Source organism: Paracoccus gahaiensis (genome assembly GCF_005048225.1).
GTDB classification, from domain to species: Bacteria; Pseudomonadota; Alphaproteobacteria; order Rhodobacterales; family Rhodobacteraceae; genus Paracoccus; species Paracoccus gahaiensis.
Genome location: NZ_SUNI01000012.1, coordinates 102,395 through 115,536 on the forward strand (window position 1 = coordinate 102,395; position 13,142 = coordinate 115,536).

Annotated in this window: 14 protein-coding genes and 1 tRNA gene; 5 read left to right on the forward strand and 10 right to left on the reverse strand. The window is 68.5% G+C overall.

The features are described from left to right. Positions 1-6 precede the first annotated feature (6 nt). Together FA743_RS12890 and hemP are read left to right on the forward strand one after the other, a co-directional pair. Positions 7-1,014, forward strand: a complete 1,008-nt coding sequence (locus FA743_RS12890; protein ID WP_136886513.1) for a zinc ABC transporter substrate-binding protein — start codon at positions 7-9, stop codon at positions 1,012-1,014. A gap of 140 nt (positions 1,015-1,154) precedes the next feature. Next, positions 1,155-1,331, forward strand: coding sequence for a hemin uptake protein HemP (gene hemP / locus FA743_RS12895; protein WP_135313729.1), 177 nt, complete (start codon positions 1,155-1,157; stop codon positions 1,329-1,331). A gap of 55 nt (positions 1,332-1,386) precedes the next feature. Here hemP and FA743_RS12900 read toward each other — a convergent pair whose 3' ends face one another. After that, entirely contained in the window at positions 1,387-3,258 is a 1,872-nt protein-coding gene (locus tag FA743_RS12900) for a pseudouridine synthase (RefSeq protein ID WP_136886514.1), read from the reverse strand. Positions 3,259-3,366: 108 nt separating this feature from the next. Between FA743_RS12900 and FA743_RS12905 the strand changes: the two genes are divergently transcribed. Together FA743_RS12905 and FA743_RS12910 are read left to right on the forward strand one after the other, a co-directional pair. Then, positions 3,367-3,828 (forward strand): nucleoside deaminase, encoded by a 462-nt coding sequence (locus tag FA743_RS12905; protein WP_136886515.1) that lies wholly within the window; start codon positions 3,367-3,369, stop codon positions 3,826-3,828. A 41-nt stretch (positions 3,829-3,869) separates the two neighbouring features. Then, positions 3,870-3,943, forward strand: a tRNA-Gly gene (locus tag FA743_RS12910). A gap of 115 nt (positions 3,944-4,058) precedes the next feature. Here FA743_RS12910 and pheT read toward each other — a convergent pair. Next, the gene (gene pheT, locus FA743_RS12915) at positions 4,059-6,446 is read right to left on the reverse strand and encodes a phenylalanine--tRNA ligase subunit beta (RefSeq protein ID WP_136886516.1); all 2,388 of its coding nucleotides are present in this window, start codon (positions 6,444-6,446) and stop codon (positions 4,059-4,061) included. A gap of 251 nt (positions 6,447-6,697) precedes the next feature. Between pheT and FA743_RS12920 the strand changes: the two genes are divergently transcribed. Continuing rightward, positions 6,698-6,997 (forward strand): TM2 domain-containing protein, encoded by a 300-nt coding sequence (locus tag FA743_RS12920; protein ID WP_135313732.1) that lies wholly within the window; start codon positions 6,698-6,700, stop codon positions 6,995-6,997. Between the two features lie 103 nt (positions 6,998-7,100). On the opposite strand, the gene FA743_RS12925 is transcribed toward FA743_RS12920, so the two are convergent. The 8 genes from FA743_RS12925 to FA743_RS12960 form a co-directional block, all read right to left on the reverse strand. Continuing rightward, positions 7,101-7,598: a hypothetical protein gene (locus FA743_RS12925; protein ID WP_169308883.1), complete on the reverse strand. Its 498-nt coding sequence runs from the start codon at positions 7,596-7,598 to the stop codon at positions 7,101-7,103. Beyond that, positions 7,595-8,677, reverse strand: coding sequence for a phenylalanine--tRNA ligase subunit alpha (pheS, locus tag FA743_RS12930; RefSeq protein ID WP_136886543.1), 1,083 nt, complete (start codon positions 8,675-8,677; stop codon positions 7,595-7,597). Before pheS ends, FA743_RS12925 begins: the two co-directional genes overlap by 4 nt. An 87-nt stretch (positions 8,678-8,764) precedes the next feature. After that, positions 8,765-10,171, reverse strand: coding sequence for an alanine/glycine:cation symporter family protein (locus FA743_RS12935; protein ID WP_136886518.1), 1,407 nt, complete (start codon positions 10,169-10,171; stop codon positions 8,765-8,767). Between the two features lie 65 nt (positions 10,172-10,236). Beyond that, a complete protein-coding gene (locus tag FA743_RS12940) occupies positions 10,237-11,592 on the reverse strand; it encodes a cytochrome P450 (RefSeq protein ID WP_136886519.1) in 1,356 nt (451 codons plus the stop codon). A gap of 133 nt (positions 11,593-11,725) precedes the next feature. Then, positions 11,726-12,091, reverse strand: a complete 366-nt coding sequence (locus FA743_RS12945) for a hypothetical protein (protein ID WP_211242272.1) — start codon at positions 12,089-12,091, stop codon at positions 11,726-11,728. 134 nt (positions 12,092-12,225) lie between these two features. After that, the gene (rplT, locus tag FA743_RS12950; RefSeq protein ID WP_136886520.1) at positions 12,226-12,585 is read right to left on the reverse strand and encodes a 50S ribosomal protein L20; all 360 of its coding nucleotides are present in this window, start codon (positions 12,583-12,585) and stop codon (positions 12,226-12,228) included. 15 nt (positions 12,586-12,600) lie between these two features. Next, complete coding sequence (rpmI, locus tag FA743_RS12955; protein WP_042244892.1) at positions 12,601-12,801, reverse strand: 50S ribosomal protein L35; 201 nt, start codon at positions 12,799-12,801, stop codon at positions 12,601-12,603. Between the two features lie 112 nt (positions 12,802-12,913). Then, positions 12,914-13,138 (reverse strand): hypothetical protein, encoded by a 225-nt coding sequence (locus FA743_RS12960; protein ID WP_136886521.1) that lies wholly within the window; start codon positions 13,136-13,138, stop codon positions 12,914-12,916. Between the last annotated feature and the right edge of the window lie 4 nt (positions 13,139-13,142).

The window sequence follows — 13,142 nt, forward strand, 5'->3', positions numbered from 1 at the left end:
ATCACGATGCGTCCGTCCGCCTCCATCGCCGCCATCCTCTCGCTGGCCGCCGCCCCCGCTTTTGCCGCCCCTCAGGTCGTGGCCGATATCGTGCCGACCGGGGCCTTGGTGCAGGAGGTGATGGGCGATCTGGGCGAGGTCCGCGTCCTGCTGCCCCAAGGGGCCAGCGCCCATCATTACCAGATGCGCCCCTCGGATGCGCAGGCGCTGCAGGGGGCCGATCTGGTGGTCTGGATGGGCCCCGAACTGACCCCCTGGCTGGCCCGCGCCTCGGACAGCCTGACCCGCGGCGCGCAACTGCCGCTGCTGCAGGTCCAAGGCGTGACGCTGCGCGACTACACGGATGGCGGGGCGGAGGGGCACGAGGATCACGGCCATGCAGACGCCGCCGACCATGACCATGACCATGACCATGACCATGACCATGACCATGACCATGACCATGACCATGAGGATCACGGCGACAGCCACGATGGCCACGACCATTCCGGCACCGATCCCCATGCCTGGCTGAACCCCACCAATGCCGGGCCTTGGCTGCAGGCCATTGCCGACAGCCTGGCGCAGCAGGACCCGGAGAACGCCGCGACCTACCAGGCCAATGCCGATGCCGCCGCCACGCGGATCGCGGCGCTGGACACGGAGCTGCGCGCCCGCCTCGCCCCCCATGCCGAGGCGAAGTTCGTCGTCTTCCACGATGCCTACGGCTATTTCACCGACCATTTCGGCCTGCAGCCCGCGCTGGCCGTGTCGCTTGGCGATGCCTCGACCCCCTCGGCGGCACGGATCGACCAGCTGCGCGGTCAGATCGCCGAGACCGGCGCCGCCTGCGCCTTTCCGGAATACGCCCATGACGGCGCATTGATCGAGACGGCGATCGAGGGCAGCGACACCCGCTTGGGTGGCGAGCTGAGCCCGGAAGGCAGCGCCCTGTCCTCCCCCGGGGCGGGCCAGTACGAGGCGGTTCTGACCGGCATGGCTGACACGATCATCGACTGCCTGGCGCAGGACTGAACGCATCCGGGCGGTGCGTCGCGGGCCGCCCGGATGCCCGATTTCTGCCGGTCCGGAGATTCCCGACTCTTTTACTTTGACAAACCTGAATGAATTTGTCAGCTTTGGGACATCGCCACCGAAACCCCATGAGGTTGACCATGACCGCAACGCGCCCCGCCGATTTCACCCGTCCCGGCACTTCGATCCTGGCCCGGATGCCCCAGCACGATGCCACCCAGTTGACCCAGGGCGGCAATCAGGCCCTGATCGTGCTGGACGAACAGGTCTATCAACTGCGCATCACCCGCGCCGGCAAGCTGATCCTGACCAAATAGCCCGATCCTTGCTGCGCAGTCAAAAGGCCGGCCCCTCGGGGCCGGCCTTTTGCTGTCATCCCCGCGGCGCGCGCGGCTTGCCGCCGGGCTTGCCGGCTCCGCCCGGACGCGGACCGCCGGGTTTGCCCGCCCCGGCGGGACGACCGGCCCCGCCGGGCTTTCCGGCCCCGCCCGGCCTGCCCGGACCCGCCGGACGATCACCGCCGCCCCCGGCACGCGCTCCGCCGAAGCTCTTGCCGCCGCCCGAGCGCGGCTTGCCCGCCTCGCCCGCCTTCGATCCACCATAAGGCTTGCGCGGACCGTCGCCCGCGCCGTCACGTGGGGCACCGAAGGGCTTGCGCCCGGCCTCGCCGCCCCCGGCACGCGCCCCTCCGAAGGGCTTGCCCCCCTCGAAGCGCGGCTTGCGGGCCTCGTCGCCCCCGGCATCGCGCGGCTTGCCATAGGGCTTGCGCCCGGCGTCTCCGCCCTCGCCGCGCGGCGCCCCGTAAGGCTTGCGCCCGGCATCTCCGCCCGGCGCGCCGTAAGGTTTACGCCCACCCTCGGCGCCCGCATCGCGGGGCTTGCCATAGGACTTGCGCCCGGCCTCTCCGCCACCGTCCCGCGGGGCCCCGTAGGGCTTGCGCCCACCCTCGGCCCCCCCGTCGCGGGGCGCCCCATAGGGCTTGCGGGCCCCGTCGGCGCCAGCGTCGCGCGGCTTGCCATAGGGCTTGCGTCCGCCCTCGGCACCGCCGTCCCGCGGCGCGCCGAAGGGCTTGCGGGCATCGCCGGGCTTGCCCGGGAAGCGGGCGGGACGGGGCTTGTCCGAAGGACCACCCCGGCTGTCGGATCCCGCAGGACCGGCGTTTTTCCAGCGCGGCTTGTCGCCGACCGGACGCGGCCGGTCGCCGAAATCGCCGCGCGGACCGGCAGGCTTGCCTTGGAAGCGCGGCCGCGCCTCATCCCCGGCAGGGGCCTTGGCCCCCCAGCTCCGGGGCGCCCGGTCATCACCTCCCTCGCGCGGGCGATCGCTTGGCCCCCGCCCGCCCGGCTTGCCCGCAAATCCGGGCTTCGCCGCGAACCGACGCGGCCCCGCCTCGGCACCCGCCTCCGGACGCGGCCCACGCGCCCCCTCGGCCCCCCGCGGGCGCATCTCGCGCGGCTTCTCGTCGACATCGCCGGTCAGCAGCCCGCCCAGCTGGTCGCGCAGCACCTTGCGCTTGACCTCCATGACCTGATTCTTGTCCATGCCGGTCAGCTTGAAGGGGCCATAGCCGATCCGGATCAGCCGGTTCACCTGCAGCCCCACATGGGCCATCGCGCGGCGGATCTCGCGGTTCTTGCCCTCGCGGATGCCGACGCTGATCCAGGCATTGGCGCCCTGCTGGCTGTCCAGCTTGATCTCCATGGGCGAGAAATCCTCGCCCTCGATGGTCACGCCCCGGCGCAGCGGATCGAAGGTCATGTCCGAGGGCGTGCCGTTCACCCGCACCCGATAGCGCCGCAGCCAACCGGTCGAGGGCAGCTCCAGCCGCCGCTTCAGCTCGCCGTCATTCGTCAGCAGCAGCAGCCCCTCCGAGTTCAGGTCCAGACGCCCGATGGTCATCACCCGCGGCATCTCGCGCGGCAGGGCGTCGAAGACCGTCTGCCGGCCCAGCTCGTCATTCTCCGAGGTGATCAGGCCCAGGGGCTTGTAATACAGCCACAGCCGGGTCTCCTGCGGGTCCTCCAGCTTCTTGCCGTCCACGGTGATGCGGTCGGTGGGCAGGACGTCCAGCGCCGGGCTGTCGATCTTCTTGCCGTTCACCTGCACGCGCCCTTCGACGATCATGCGCTCGGCCTCGCGGCGCGAGGCGACGCCGGCACGGGCCATCACCTTGGCGATGCGGTCGGCATCCGTGCGCGGCGCGGTCTGGGGGGTCTTGCGGTCGGGGATCTGGTCGTCGGTCATGCGCGTCTCCTTCGCATCTCTGCGGGGCAAAGAGGGGTGTCTACGCCCAACCCCCCGCCGAGGAAAGCGTTTCCTTGCGCCGCCGCACGCGGCTTGCCACAAGGAGACATGCCCCGGTTCCTTTCGCACATGCCCCTGGCCCTGGCCCAGGCCCGCGCCGCCGCCCTGCGCGGCGAGGTGCCTGTCGGCGCGGTCGTCACCGACCCGCAGGGCCGCGTCGTGGCCGCCGAGGGCAACCGCACGCGCGAGCGGTCCGACCCCACCGCCCATGCCGAGATCCTGGCCATCCGTGCCGCCTGCGCGGCCCTGGGCTCGGAACGCCTGCCCGGCCATGATCTGTGGGTGACGCTGGAACCCTGCCCGATGTGCGCCGCCGCCCTCTCCGCTGCCCGCATCGCGCGGCTCTATTACGGGGCCGACGATCCGCGCATGGGGGGCGTCGCGCATGGGGCGCGCGTCTTCGCCCATCCGCAATGCCACCACCGCCCGCAGGTCTATGACGGCCTCTCGGCCCCCGCCTCCCGGCGCCTTCTGCAAGAATTCTTCGCCGCGCGCCGCACTGTCGGCTAGCGCTTGAACCCACCGCGCGCCCGGCGTATATCGGGGCCAGCGCGGGTGTTGTGTAATGGTAAGACCCTAGCCTTCCAAGCTAGAGACACGGGTTCGATTCCCGTCACCCGCTCCAAACTTACCCCCTCATCCCCCGCAACGCGCGGCCTCGGCACGCCGCCCGCCCGGCTCTTTCATCTTGGCCGAAATATCCCGGGGGGTCCGGGGGGCTGGCCCCCCGGCACCGAAGATCAGGCCCGCAGCCGCCCGCCGGTGGCCTTGCCCACCTTCTCGACGATCTTGCGGCTGACCGCCTCGATCTCGGCATCGGTCAGCGTCTTCTCCTTCGGCTGCAGCCGCACCGTGATGGCCAGCGACTTCTGCCCGCCCTCCAGCCCCTCGAACTGGTCGAAGACCGAGACCTGCGCGATCAGCGCCTTGTCCGCCCCGGCGGCGGCATTGACCAGTGTCAGCGCCTCGACCCCGGCATCGACCACGAAGGCGAAATCGCGGTCCACGGATTGCAGCTCGGACAGTTCCAAGGCCGGGCGGGTGGGCGTTTTGGCTTTGGGGAAGGGCACGGCGCCCAGCTGGATCGTGAAGCCCATGGCGGGCCCCTTGACGTCCATCTGGCGCAGCACCCGGGGATGGATCTCGCCAAAGCTGGCCAGCACGTTCGGACCAAGCGCGATGGTGCCGGCCCGGCCGGGATGCCACCAGCCGTCCAGCTTGCGGGTGATCTGGGCCTTCGCGGGGGCGCCGATGGCCTGCAGGATCGCCTCGGCATCGGCCTTGGCGTCATACAGATCGACCTTGCGGCGGCTGCCGAAGGGATCGCGGGGCGCGATCGCGCCGACCAGCAGCCCGCTGATGCGGACCGACTGTTCGCCCGGCTCGCCGCCCGAAAAGACCGGGCCCAGCTCGAACAGCGCCAGATCGGCAAAGCCGCGCGCCTGGTTGCGCGCCGCCGCCGCCAGAAGGCCGGGCAGCAGGTCGGGGCGCAGATGGCTCATCTCGCTGCTGATCGGGTTCTCGACCCGGACCGCATCGGTGCCGCCGCCGAACAGCTCGGCCGAGGGTCGGTCGATGAAGCTGTAGGTCACGCATTCGTTATAGCCCAGGGCGGCCGCCATGCGTCGCGCGGTCTTCTCGCGCATCTGCAGCGGCGTCAGCACGGGCAGCGGCACGCCCGCGCGGGGGCGCGGCAGGGGCTTGCCCTCCAGCCGGGTCAGGCTGGCGATGCGGGCGATCTCCTCGACCAGATCGGCCTCGCCCAGCACGTCGGGCCGCCACGAGGGAACATGGGCCATGTCGCCCTCCAGCCGGAAGCCCAGGGCCTCCAGCATGGCCCGCTGCTCGGCCTCGGGGATGTCCATGCCGACCAGCCGTGTGGTGCGTGCGGGGTCCAGGCGATAGGCGCGGTCGGTGTCGGGCAGCGCGCCGGCGGTCACCACCTCGGAGGCCTCGCCGCCGCACAGATCCATCACCATGCGCGTCGCCAGTTCCAGCCCGGATTGCGTGAAGGCCGGGTCGATGCCGCGTTCGAAGCGATAGCGGGCATCGCTGTTGATCTTCAGCGCGCGGCCGGCGGCGGCGGTGCTGATCGGGTCGAAGTAGGCGGCCTCGATGAAGACCTCGGTCGTCGTCTCGGAGGCGCCCGAGGCCGCGCCGCCCATGATGCCCGCGATGCTCTCGATGCCGCGATCGTCGCAGATCACCACGGCGCCGTCCGGCAGGGCATGGGTCTTGTCGTCCAGCGCCACCAGTTCCTCGCCCGCCCGCGCACCGCGCAGGATCAGGTCGCCCGAGACCTTGGCCGCGTCGAAGACATGCAGGGGCCGGTTCAGGTCGAAGGTGAAGAAGTTCGTGATGTCGACCAGCGCATTGATGGGCCGCAGCCCGATGGCGCGCAGGCGCTTCTGCAGCCAGGCGGGCGAGGCGCCGTTGGTCACGCCGCGCACCACGCGGCCCGCGAAGAACGGCGCCTTGGCCGCCACCTCGGGCGCGATGGTCACGCCGATGGGACAGGGGAAGGCGCCCGCGACCGGATCCACCTGCACTGGCTTCAGCACCCCCAGGCCCCGCGCCGCCAGATCGCGGGCGATGCCGTGGACGCCAAGCGCGTCGGGGCGGTTGGGGGTGATCTTGATGTGGATCATCGGGTCGATCTTTTCGGGCGCGTGTTCGGCCAGCCAGTCGACGAAGCGCTGGCCCACCTTGCCCGAGGGCAGTTCGATGATGCCGTCATGCTCCTCGGACAGCTCCAGCTCGCGCTCGCTGGCCATCATGCCGTGGCTCTCGACGCCCCGGATGCGGCCCACGCCAAGCGTCGTGTCGATGCCGGGCACGTAATCGCCGGGCTTGGCCAGCACGACGGTGATCCCCGCCCGGGCATTCGGCGCGCCGCAGACGATCTGCTTTTCGCCCTCGTCGGTCATCACCCGGCAGACGCGCAGCCGGTCGGCATCGGGATGGGGTTCGGCGTGATCCACCCGCGCCAGGGTGAAAGCGCCGAGGCTTGCGGCGGGATCGTGGATGTCCTCGACCTCCAGCCCCAGGTCGGTCAGCGCCTCGGCGATCTGGGCCAGGGTCGCGGTGGTGTCGAGATGCTCCTTGAGCCAGGAGAGGGTGAACTTCATGAGCGTGGTGCTTTCCGGGTCCGGCCCGCTAGGAGGGGGGTTTGCCGCCTTCAAACCGCGCAAGGGGCCAAGGGTCAAGCCGGATCGGCGGAAAATCCCCGAAAACCGGGCAATCGGGGCGGTGGCTGCGGGCCGCGGGCGGGGCGACGGGGTCGTGACCGGGGCGCGCGCAACCTTGCACGGGGCTGCGAAGTTCCTATGTCGACAGCGCGGGCCGATGGGGCCTGCGTGAATGACAGGAGCCTTTCGGAATGGACGTGCAGCGGGAACTGATGATCGAGCAACGGGTCGCCAACGAGGCGAAGTCGCCCCTGATCGCCTATCTGCTGCTGATCTTCCTGTGGGGCTTCGGCGTGCATCGCATGTATCTGGGCCGCTGGATCAGCGGTCTGATCATGCTGTCGATCTGGGCCGTGGGCTGGCTGCTGACGCCCATCCTGATCGGCTGGCCGGCTGTGGGTTTCGTGCTGCTGTGGTGCGTGATCGACCTGTTCCTGATCCCCGGCATGGTGCGGTCGGATCGCGAGGATATTCGGCGGCGGTTGCGGTAAAGCAATTAACCTGACCCCTGCAATCGTAAAGCAAAATTCTGCGCATGAACATGCATGCAGTTCATAACCGCGAAAAACTCCGTGATTGATAGATATTCCCTACTTAACGCTTGTAGAGGCCGTTCTTAACTCTTTGCCAAAAAGAAGGGCTAAGGCGGCCCAAGCTTTGGTACGATCGCATTCCTTCCAGCATCGATAGCTCTGCATTTCGCAAATCTGATGTAAATTTGCGTACTTGCTGGCGTCTATCGGACGCGCTTTCAAATTCTTTGGAGAACGCCATTTTCCAGTGCCTGAATGCGTTGTCGTGAGCCCTAATAAGTTCAAGAATATGGTCCGGCGCAATTAAAAATAGCTGGTCCCGGGTGATGTAAGAGTGCTGCTCGGCGGTTGATATGCTAAGAAAAGTTTTCGCTTTTTCAACTTCGCTTTCTTCGCCAATAAAGGGCTGCTCAAAGAACGCTGTTTTTGCTGCCTTTATATATTCTGCGCACAAACGCCTGAACTCGATCTGAAGCGCGGTCTCACGGTCAATCTCTTTTTGCCATCGGTAAATAACTGTCGCAATAAGCAGAGCGACCATGAGTTGTAAAAGGATCACCGACTCAACCCACCGCTCACGCTCGGCACATCCCCCGCCGCAAACCCGTAATGCCTCAACCAGCGCAAATCGCTCTCGAAGAACGCCCGCAGGTCGGGGATGCCGTATTTCAGCATCGCGATGCGGTCGATGCCCATGCCGAAGGCGAAGCCCTGCCACTGGTCGGGGTCGATCCCGCCCGAGCGCAGCACATGGGGGTGGACCATGCCCGAGCCGAGGATCTCGAGCCAGGAATTCCCCTCGCCGATCTTCAGCTGACCGCCCTCCCAGGAGCAGCGGATGTCGACCTCGGCCGAGGGCTCGGTGAAGGGGAAATGCGAGGCGCGGAAGCGCAGCTCGACCGAGGGGACCTCGAAGAAGGCGCGGCAGAATTCCTCCAGCGTCCATTTCAGATGGGCCATGCTGATGTCGCGGTCGATGGCCAGGCCCTCGATCTGGTGGAACATCGGCGTGTGGGTCTGGTCCATGTCCATGCGATAGACGCGGCCCGGCGCGATGACGCGGATCGGCGCGCCCTGCTCCTGCATGGCGCGGATCTGCACCGGAGAGGTGTGGGTGCGCAGCACATGCGGCGGGCGGTCGTCGCCGGGCGCGCGGTGCAGGAAGAAGGTGTCATGTTCCTGCCGCGCGGGGTGTTCGGGCGCGATGTTCAGCGCATCGAAATTGTACCAATCGCTTTCGACCTGCGGACCTTCGGCCACGGCAAAGCCCATGTCGGCGAAGATCGCGGTGACCTCCTCGGTGACCTGGCTGATCGGGTGCAGCGTGCCTTGGCGGCGCGGGCGGCCCGGCAGGGTCACGTCCAGCCATTCATCGCGCAGGCGCGCGTCCAGCGCGGCATCCTCCAGCGACAGCTTGCGGGCGCGCAGCGCGGCGTCTATCTCGTCGCGGACGGCGTTCAGGGCCTTGCCGGTGGTCTGGCGTTCCTCGGGCGACATCTTGCCCAGCTCGCGCATCTTCAGGCTGATCTCGCCCTTCTTGCCCAGGGCGGCCAAGCGCACCTCCTCGATGGCGGCGGGGTCGGAAGCGCCGGAGATGCGGTCCAGCCATTGCTGGCGCAGGGGGGTCAGATCGTCCATCGCATCGCTCATCACGGGGCCTTTCCTGGTTGGCTCCGCGTTAGCATGGGCGGGCGCGCGGGGTAAAGACCGCGCGCCCGGCCGGTCCTACTTCCAGATGTCGCGGTTCACGCCGGGCGCGATGCCCGGGTGATCGGCGATGTGGAAGCGCGGCTCGACCCCCGCCTTGCGTTGCCGCAGGTAGTCGCGGGTGAGATGCGCGACCGTGCCCGACAGCATGACGATGGCGATCAGGTTGATCGTGGCCATCAGGCCCATGCTGGCATCGGCAAAGTTGAACACCGTGGCGACGGCCTGCAGCGAGCCCCAGACCACCATCGCCAGCGCGGCGACGCGCAGGACCATGATGCCGGGCTTGCCCGCGCCTAGGTAGACGACCGCGTTCTCGGCATAGGAGTAGTTGCCGATGATCGAGGTGAAGGCGAAGAAGAAGATCGCCACCGCCACGAAGATCTGCCCGAAGCCGCCAAAATGGTCCGACAGCGCGGCCTGGGTCAGGTTCACGCCGGTCAGCTCGTCCGAGGGGATCACGTCGGCCAGCAGGATCATCACGGCCGTCGCGGTGCAGACCAGGATGGTATCGATGAAGACGCCAAGCGCCTGCACGAAGCCCTGGCTGGAGGGGTGGTGCGGATTGGGCACCGCCACCGCGGCGATGTTGGGGGCCGAGCCCATGCCGGCCTCGTTCGAGAACAGCCCGCGCTTGATGCCGTTCAGCATCGCGGCCATGACGCCGCCCGCGACGCCGCCCACGGCCTCCTGCAGGCCGAAGGCGCTGCGGATGATGCCGATCAGGATGCCCGGCACCTCGGACGCGTTCATGGCCAGCACGACGGCGGCGGCCATCAGGTAGAGCCCCGCCATGACCGGCACGACCAGCTGCGCGGTGCGCGCGATCTGCGGGATGCCGCCGAAGATGATGACGCCCGACAGGACCGCCGTGACGATGCCCACGATGCCCGCATTGATGCCGAAGGCGCCCTCGACCGCCTGCGCGATGGAATTGGCCTGCACCGCGTTGAAGACGAGGCCGAAGGCGATGATCAGCGCCACCGCGAACAAAGCCGCCAGCCAGGGCAGGCCCAGACCGCGCGCGATGTACTGCGCCGGGCCGCCACGATACATGCCGTCGGCGCCGTGGATCTTGTAGAGCTGCGCCAGCGTCGATTCGGCATAGGCCGTGGCCATGCCCACCAGCGCCACCATCCACATCCAGAAGATCGCGCCGGGCCCGCCAAGCGTCAGCGCCACCGCGACGCCGGCGATGTTGCCGGTGCCGACGCGGCTGGCCAGCGACACGGACAGCGCCTGAAAGGGCGTGATGCCGTCCTTGTCCGTCTCGCCCGAGCCGCGCACGCAGCGCCACATCTCGGCGAAATGGCGGAACTGCAGGAAGCCGAGGCGAACGGTGAAGTAGATGCCCACGGCCAGAAGGCCATAGATCAGCACATAGCCCCAGAAGATGGTGTTGAGAAAGTCGATGATGGCGGTCATTGCGCGCTCCGCTGCCTGTTCGGGGCCAGTCTGTAACAGCCGCGTGACCGGCCGCAAGCGCTTGGTCAGTCCCGGGGCTGCACGCTGAGCCAGACTCCGCCATGCGGGCGCAGGGTCAGGATCATCCGGGGCTGCGGCTCGCGTCCCGGAATGCGGGCAAAGAGGAACCGCGCCAGCAGGGTGGACAGGATGATCACCGCCTCCTGCAGGGCGAAGCTGGCGCCGATGCAGATGCGGGGGCCGGCGCCGAACGGCAGGAAGGCATAGCGGTCGGGCGCGGTCAGGAAGCGGTCGGGATCGAAGGCGTCGGGCCGGTCCCACAGATCGTGGTGGCGGTGCAGCGCATAGACCGGCAGCATGACCGTGTCGCCGGGCCGGACCTCGCGCCCGCAGAGCGTGTCGGCAACCTGGGCTGTGCGCGACAGGAAGGCGGCGGGCGGATAGAGGCGCAGCGATTCGTTCACGATGCGCAGGGTCAGGGGCAGCGCGCGCAGATCGGCGGCGGTTGCGGCGCGATCTCCAAGGGCGGCGCGCGCCTCGGTGGCCGCCGCCTCCTGCACGTCCGGGTCGAAGGCGCAGAGATACAGTGCCCAGGCCAGGGTCAGGGCGGTGGTCTCGTGCCCGGCCACGATGAAGGTCAGCAGGTTGTCGCGCAGCTCGTCGCGGTTCATCGACCGGCCCGTCTCGGGGTCCTGCGCCACCAGCAGCAGGTCCAGAAGGTCGGGCGGGCCGTCCTTGGCCGCCGCAACCGCGCGCGCGGCGATGGCCTGATCGGCGGCGGCCTTCATCCGCTTCATGCCCGGCTCGGCGAACAGCCGGCCCGGGCGCGGCAGCCAGCCGGGCAGGCCCATCACGTCCATCAGCGACAGCTTGGCCGATTGCGCGATATAGGCGTCGATCGAATCATGCACCGACGCGCGGTCGAACATCCCGTCACCCGAGAAGGTCACGTCCGAGATGACCTCGAAGGTGGCCGCCACGGTTTCCTGGAACAGGTCCACCGGACCCTTGGCGGCAGACAGGCGGCGGCTGGAGGCCTCGGCGGCGGCGGTCATCACCGGCCCGAGCGCCTCGACATGGCGCTGCGCGAAGGAGGGCGCGGCGGCGCGGCGCTGCCAGCGCCAATGCGCCCCTTCGGCCACGAACAGGCTGTCGCCGATGGCCGGGTTCAGGATCAGCTTGGTGGTGACGGATTTCGGGTAATCCTCGACCTTCTCCTTCAGCACACGGCGCAGCGCGGCCGGGTCCATGACCATGTGCCAGCGCGCCCCGGTCTTGCCCGAGACGATGGGCTGGTGCGTGGCGATGGCGGGGATCAGTTCCAGAATGTTGCGCCGCCCGGTCATCGCGGTGCCCCAGAGGCTGAGGGGCTTCACGGCCAAGGGCACCTTGGCGGGATCGGCTTGCGGCAGGTCGAACATGCGGGCGGCCTTTGGTCGGGGCGTGATCCCCCAAACTGGGGGCAAGGCGGCCTCGTGGCAACGCCCCTGCCGTGCGGGATGATGCCGCAGGCGGGTGCCTCGGGGCGCAGGCGCGCGCCCCGGGCGGTCGGGCTCAGCCCTTGGTGGCGGCGGGCAGGACGACCTGCGCGTGCTGGACGACGGTCCAGTCCTCGTGTTCCCGGCGGCGATAGACCGAGGTGCAGGCGGCGTGGAAGCGCGTCTCGCCCTTCACGGCCTCGACCCGATAGCCGACCACGATCAGCCCCTCCTCGGGGCGCGAGATGGTCTTGTCGGAAAACTCGACCTCGTCCCAAGCGGGCGTGCCGCTGACCGCGTCGATCGCGTCCTGTCCGTGGACCAGAAAGGGCTCGTGGCTGAGCGCCATGACGCATTCGGCGTCGACCCGCTCGTGGTAGCGGTTTTCCGAGGCGTGCCAGAGGCCACCCTCGAAATCCCAGACCCGTTGATCGTCCATCATGCTCTCCTTGCATTGCTGCAGGGTCAACCTTCGCGCAGGACGGCGGTTCCGGACAGAGGCGGGGCCAGATGCGACAAAGGCCCGCACCCCCAAGGGATGCGGACCTTTGCAAGACATCCGTCAGCGGATGCGGATCAGGCGGCGGCCTTGGCCTGGGCCACGATCGCGCCGAAGGCGTCGGGCTCGTGCACGGCCAGGTCGGCCAGAACCTTGCGGTCCACCTCGATCCCGGCCTTCGCCAGAAGGTTGATGAAGCGCGAATAGGTCATTTCGGCATCGACCACACGGACGGCGGCGTTGATGCGCTGGATCCACAGCGCGCGGAAGTTGCGCTTGCGGTTCTTGCGGTCGCGGGTGGCGTACTGGTTCGCCTTGTCCACGGCCTGAGTGGCGGTGCGGAAGTTGCGCGACCGCGCGCCGTAATAGCCCTTGGCTTGCTCAAGGACCTTCTTGTGGCGGGCGTGGGTCACCTTGCCGGATTTAACGCGGGACATGTGTGGTTCTCCTGATCAGCGAGCGTAGGGCATGTATTTCTTGACGATCTTGGCATCCGCATCCGACAGGATGGTGGTGCCGCGCGCGTCGCGAATGAACTTGGTCGTGCGCTTGATCATGCCGTGGCGTTTGCCAGCCTGACCTGCCTTGACCTTGCCCGAAGCCGTCATCGAGAACCGCTTTTTGGCGGCGGATTTGGTCTTCATCTTCGGCATTTTCATCTCCTTCATCAGAGTGAACGTGCGGCTCGGCAATGCCAGATCGGCCGGCCGCACGGGATGGGCAAGCGCGCCTCATAAGGGGACGCGCCGCCGATGGCAAGAGGGATCAGGGCGCCGGCGTGCCGCCCGTGACCGATTGCAGGGCGGCCGGAATGCTGGAGAGGCCGAAGGGCTCGGGGCTGGTCCATGCGCCGACGAACAGCAGGAAGATGCCCGCGATGAGGGCCAGCGCCGCCGCACGGGGCGGCCGGGCCTGCATCAGCTGGACGATCGCCAGCACGACGGACAGCAGACACAGGGCAACCCCTGCCAGCAGAAGAAGATCGGACATGGGC

Excerpts from the sequence above, each read along its gene's own strand:
- pheT (WP_136886516.1), bottom strand. The coding sequence starts at position 6,446 with ATGAAGTTCACCCTCTCCTGGCTCAAGGAGCATCTCGACACCACCGCG.
- FA743_RS12900 (WP_136886514.1), bottom strand. The coding sequence starts at position 3,258 with ATGACCGACGACCAGATCCCCGACCGCAAGACCCCCCAGACCGCGCCG.
- rpmI (WP_042244892.1), bottom strand. The coding sequence starts at position 12,801 with ATGCCGAAGATGAAGACCAAATCCGCCGCCAAAAAGCGGTTCTCGATG.
- rplT (WP_136886520.1), bottom strand. The coding sequence starts at position 12,585 with ATGTCCCGCGTTAAATCCGGCAAGGTGACCCACGCCCGCCACAAGAAG.
- FA743_RS12935 (WP_136886518.1), bottom strand. The coding sequence starts at position 10,171 with ATGACCGCCATCATCGACTTTCTCAACACCATCTTCTGGGGCTATGTG.
- FA743_RS12940 (WP_136886519.1), bottom strand. The coding sequence starts at position 11,592 with ATGTTCGACCTGCCGCAAGCCGATCCCGCCAAGGTGCCCTTGGCCGTG.
- FA743_RS12960 (WP_136886521.1), bottom strand. The coding sequence starts at position 13,138 with ATGTCCGATCTTCTTCTGCTGGCAGGGGTTGCCCTGTGTCTGCTGTCC.
- FA743_RS12920 (WP_135313732.1), top strand. The coding sequence starts at position 6,698 with ATGGACGTGCAGCGGGAACTGATGATCGAGCAACGGGTCGCCAACGAG.
- FA743_RS12890 (WP_136886513.1), top strand. The coding sequence starts at position 7 with ATGCGTCCGTCCGCCTCCATCGCCGCCATCCTCTCGCTGGCCGCCGCC.
- hemP (WP_135313729.1), top strand. The coding sequence starts at position 1,155 with ATGACCGCAACGCGCCCCGCCGATTTCACCCGTCCCGGCACTTCGATC.
- FA743_RS12905 (WP_136886515.1), top strand. The coding sequence starts at position 3,367 with ATGCCCCGGTTCCTTTCGCACATGCCCCTGGCCCTGGCCCAGGCCCGC.
- pheS (WP_136886543.1), bottom strand. The coding sequence starts at position 8,677 with ATGGACGATCTGACCCCCCTGCGCCAGCAATGGCTGGACCGCATCTCC.
- FA743_RS12945 (WP_211242272.1), bottom strand. The coding sequence starts at position 12,091 with ATGATGGACGATCAACGGGTCTGGGATTTCGAGGGTGGCCTCTGGCAC.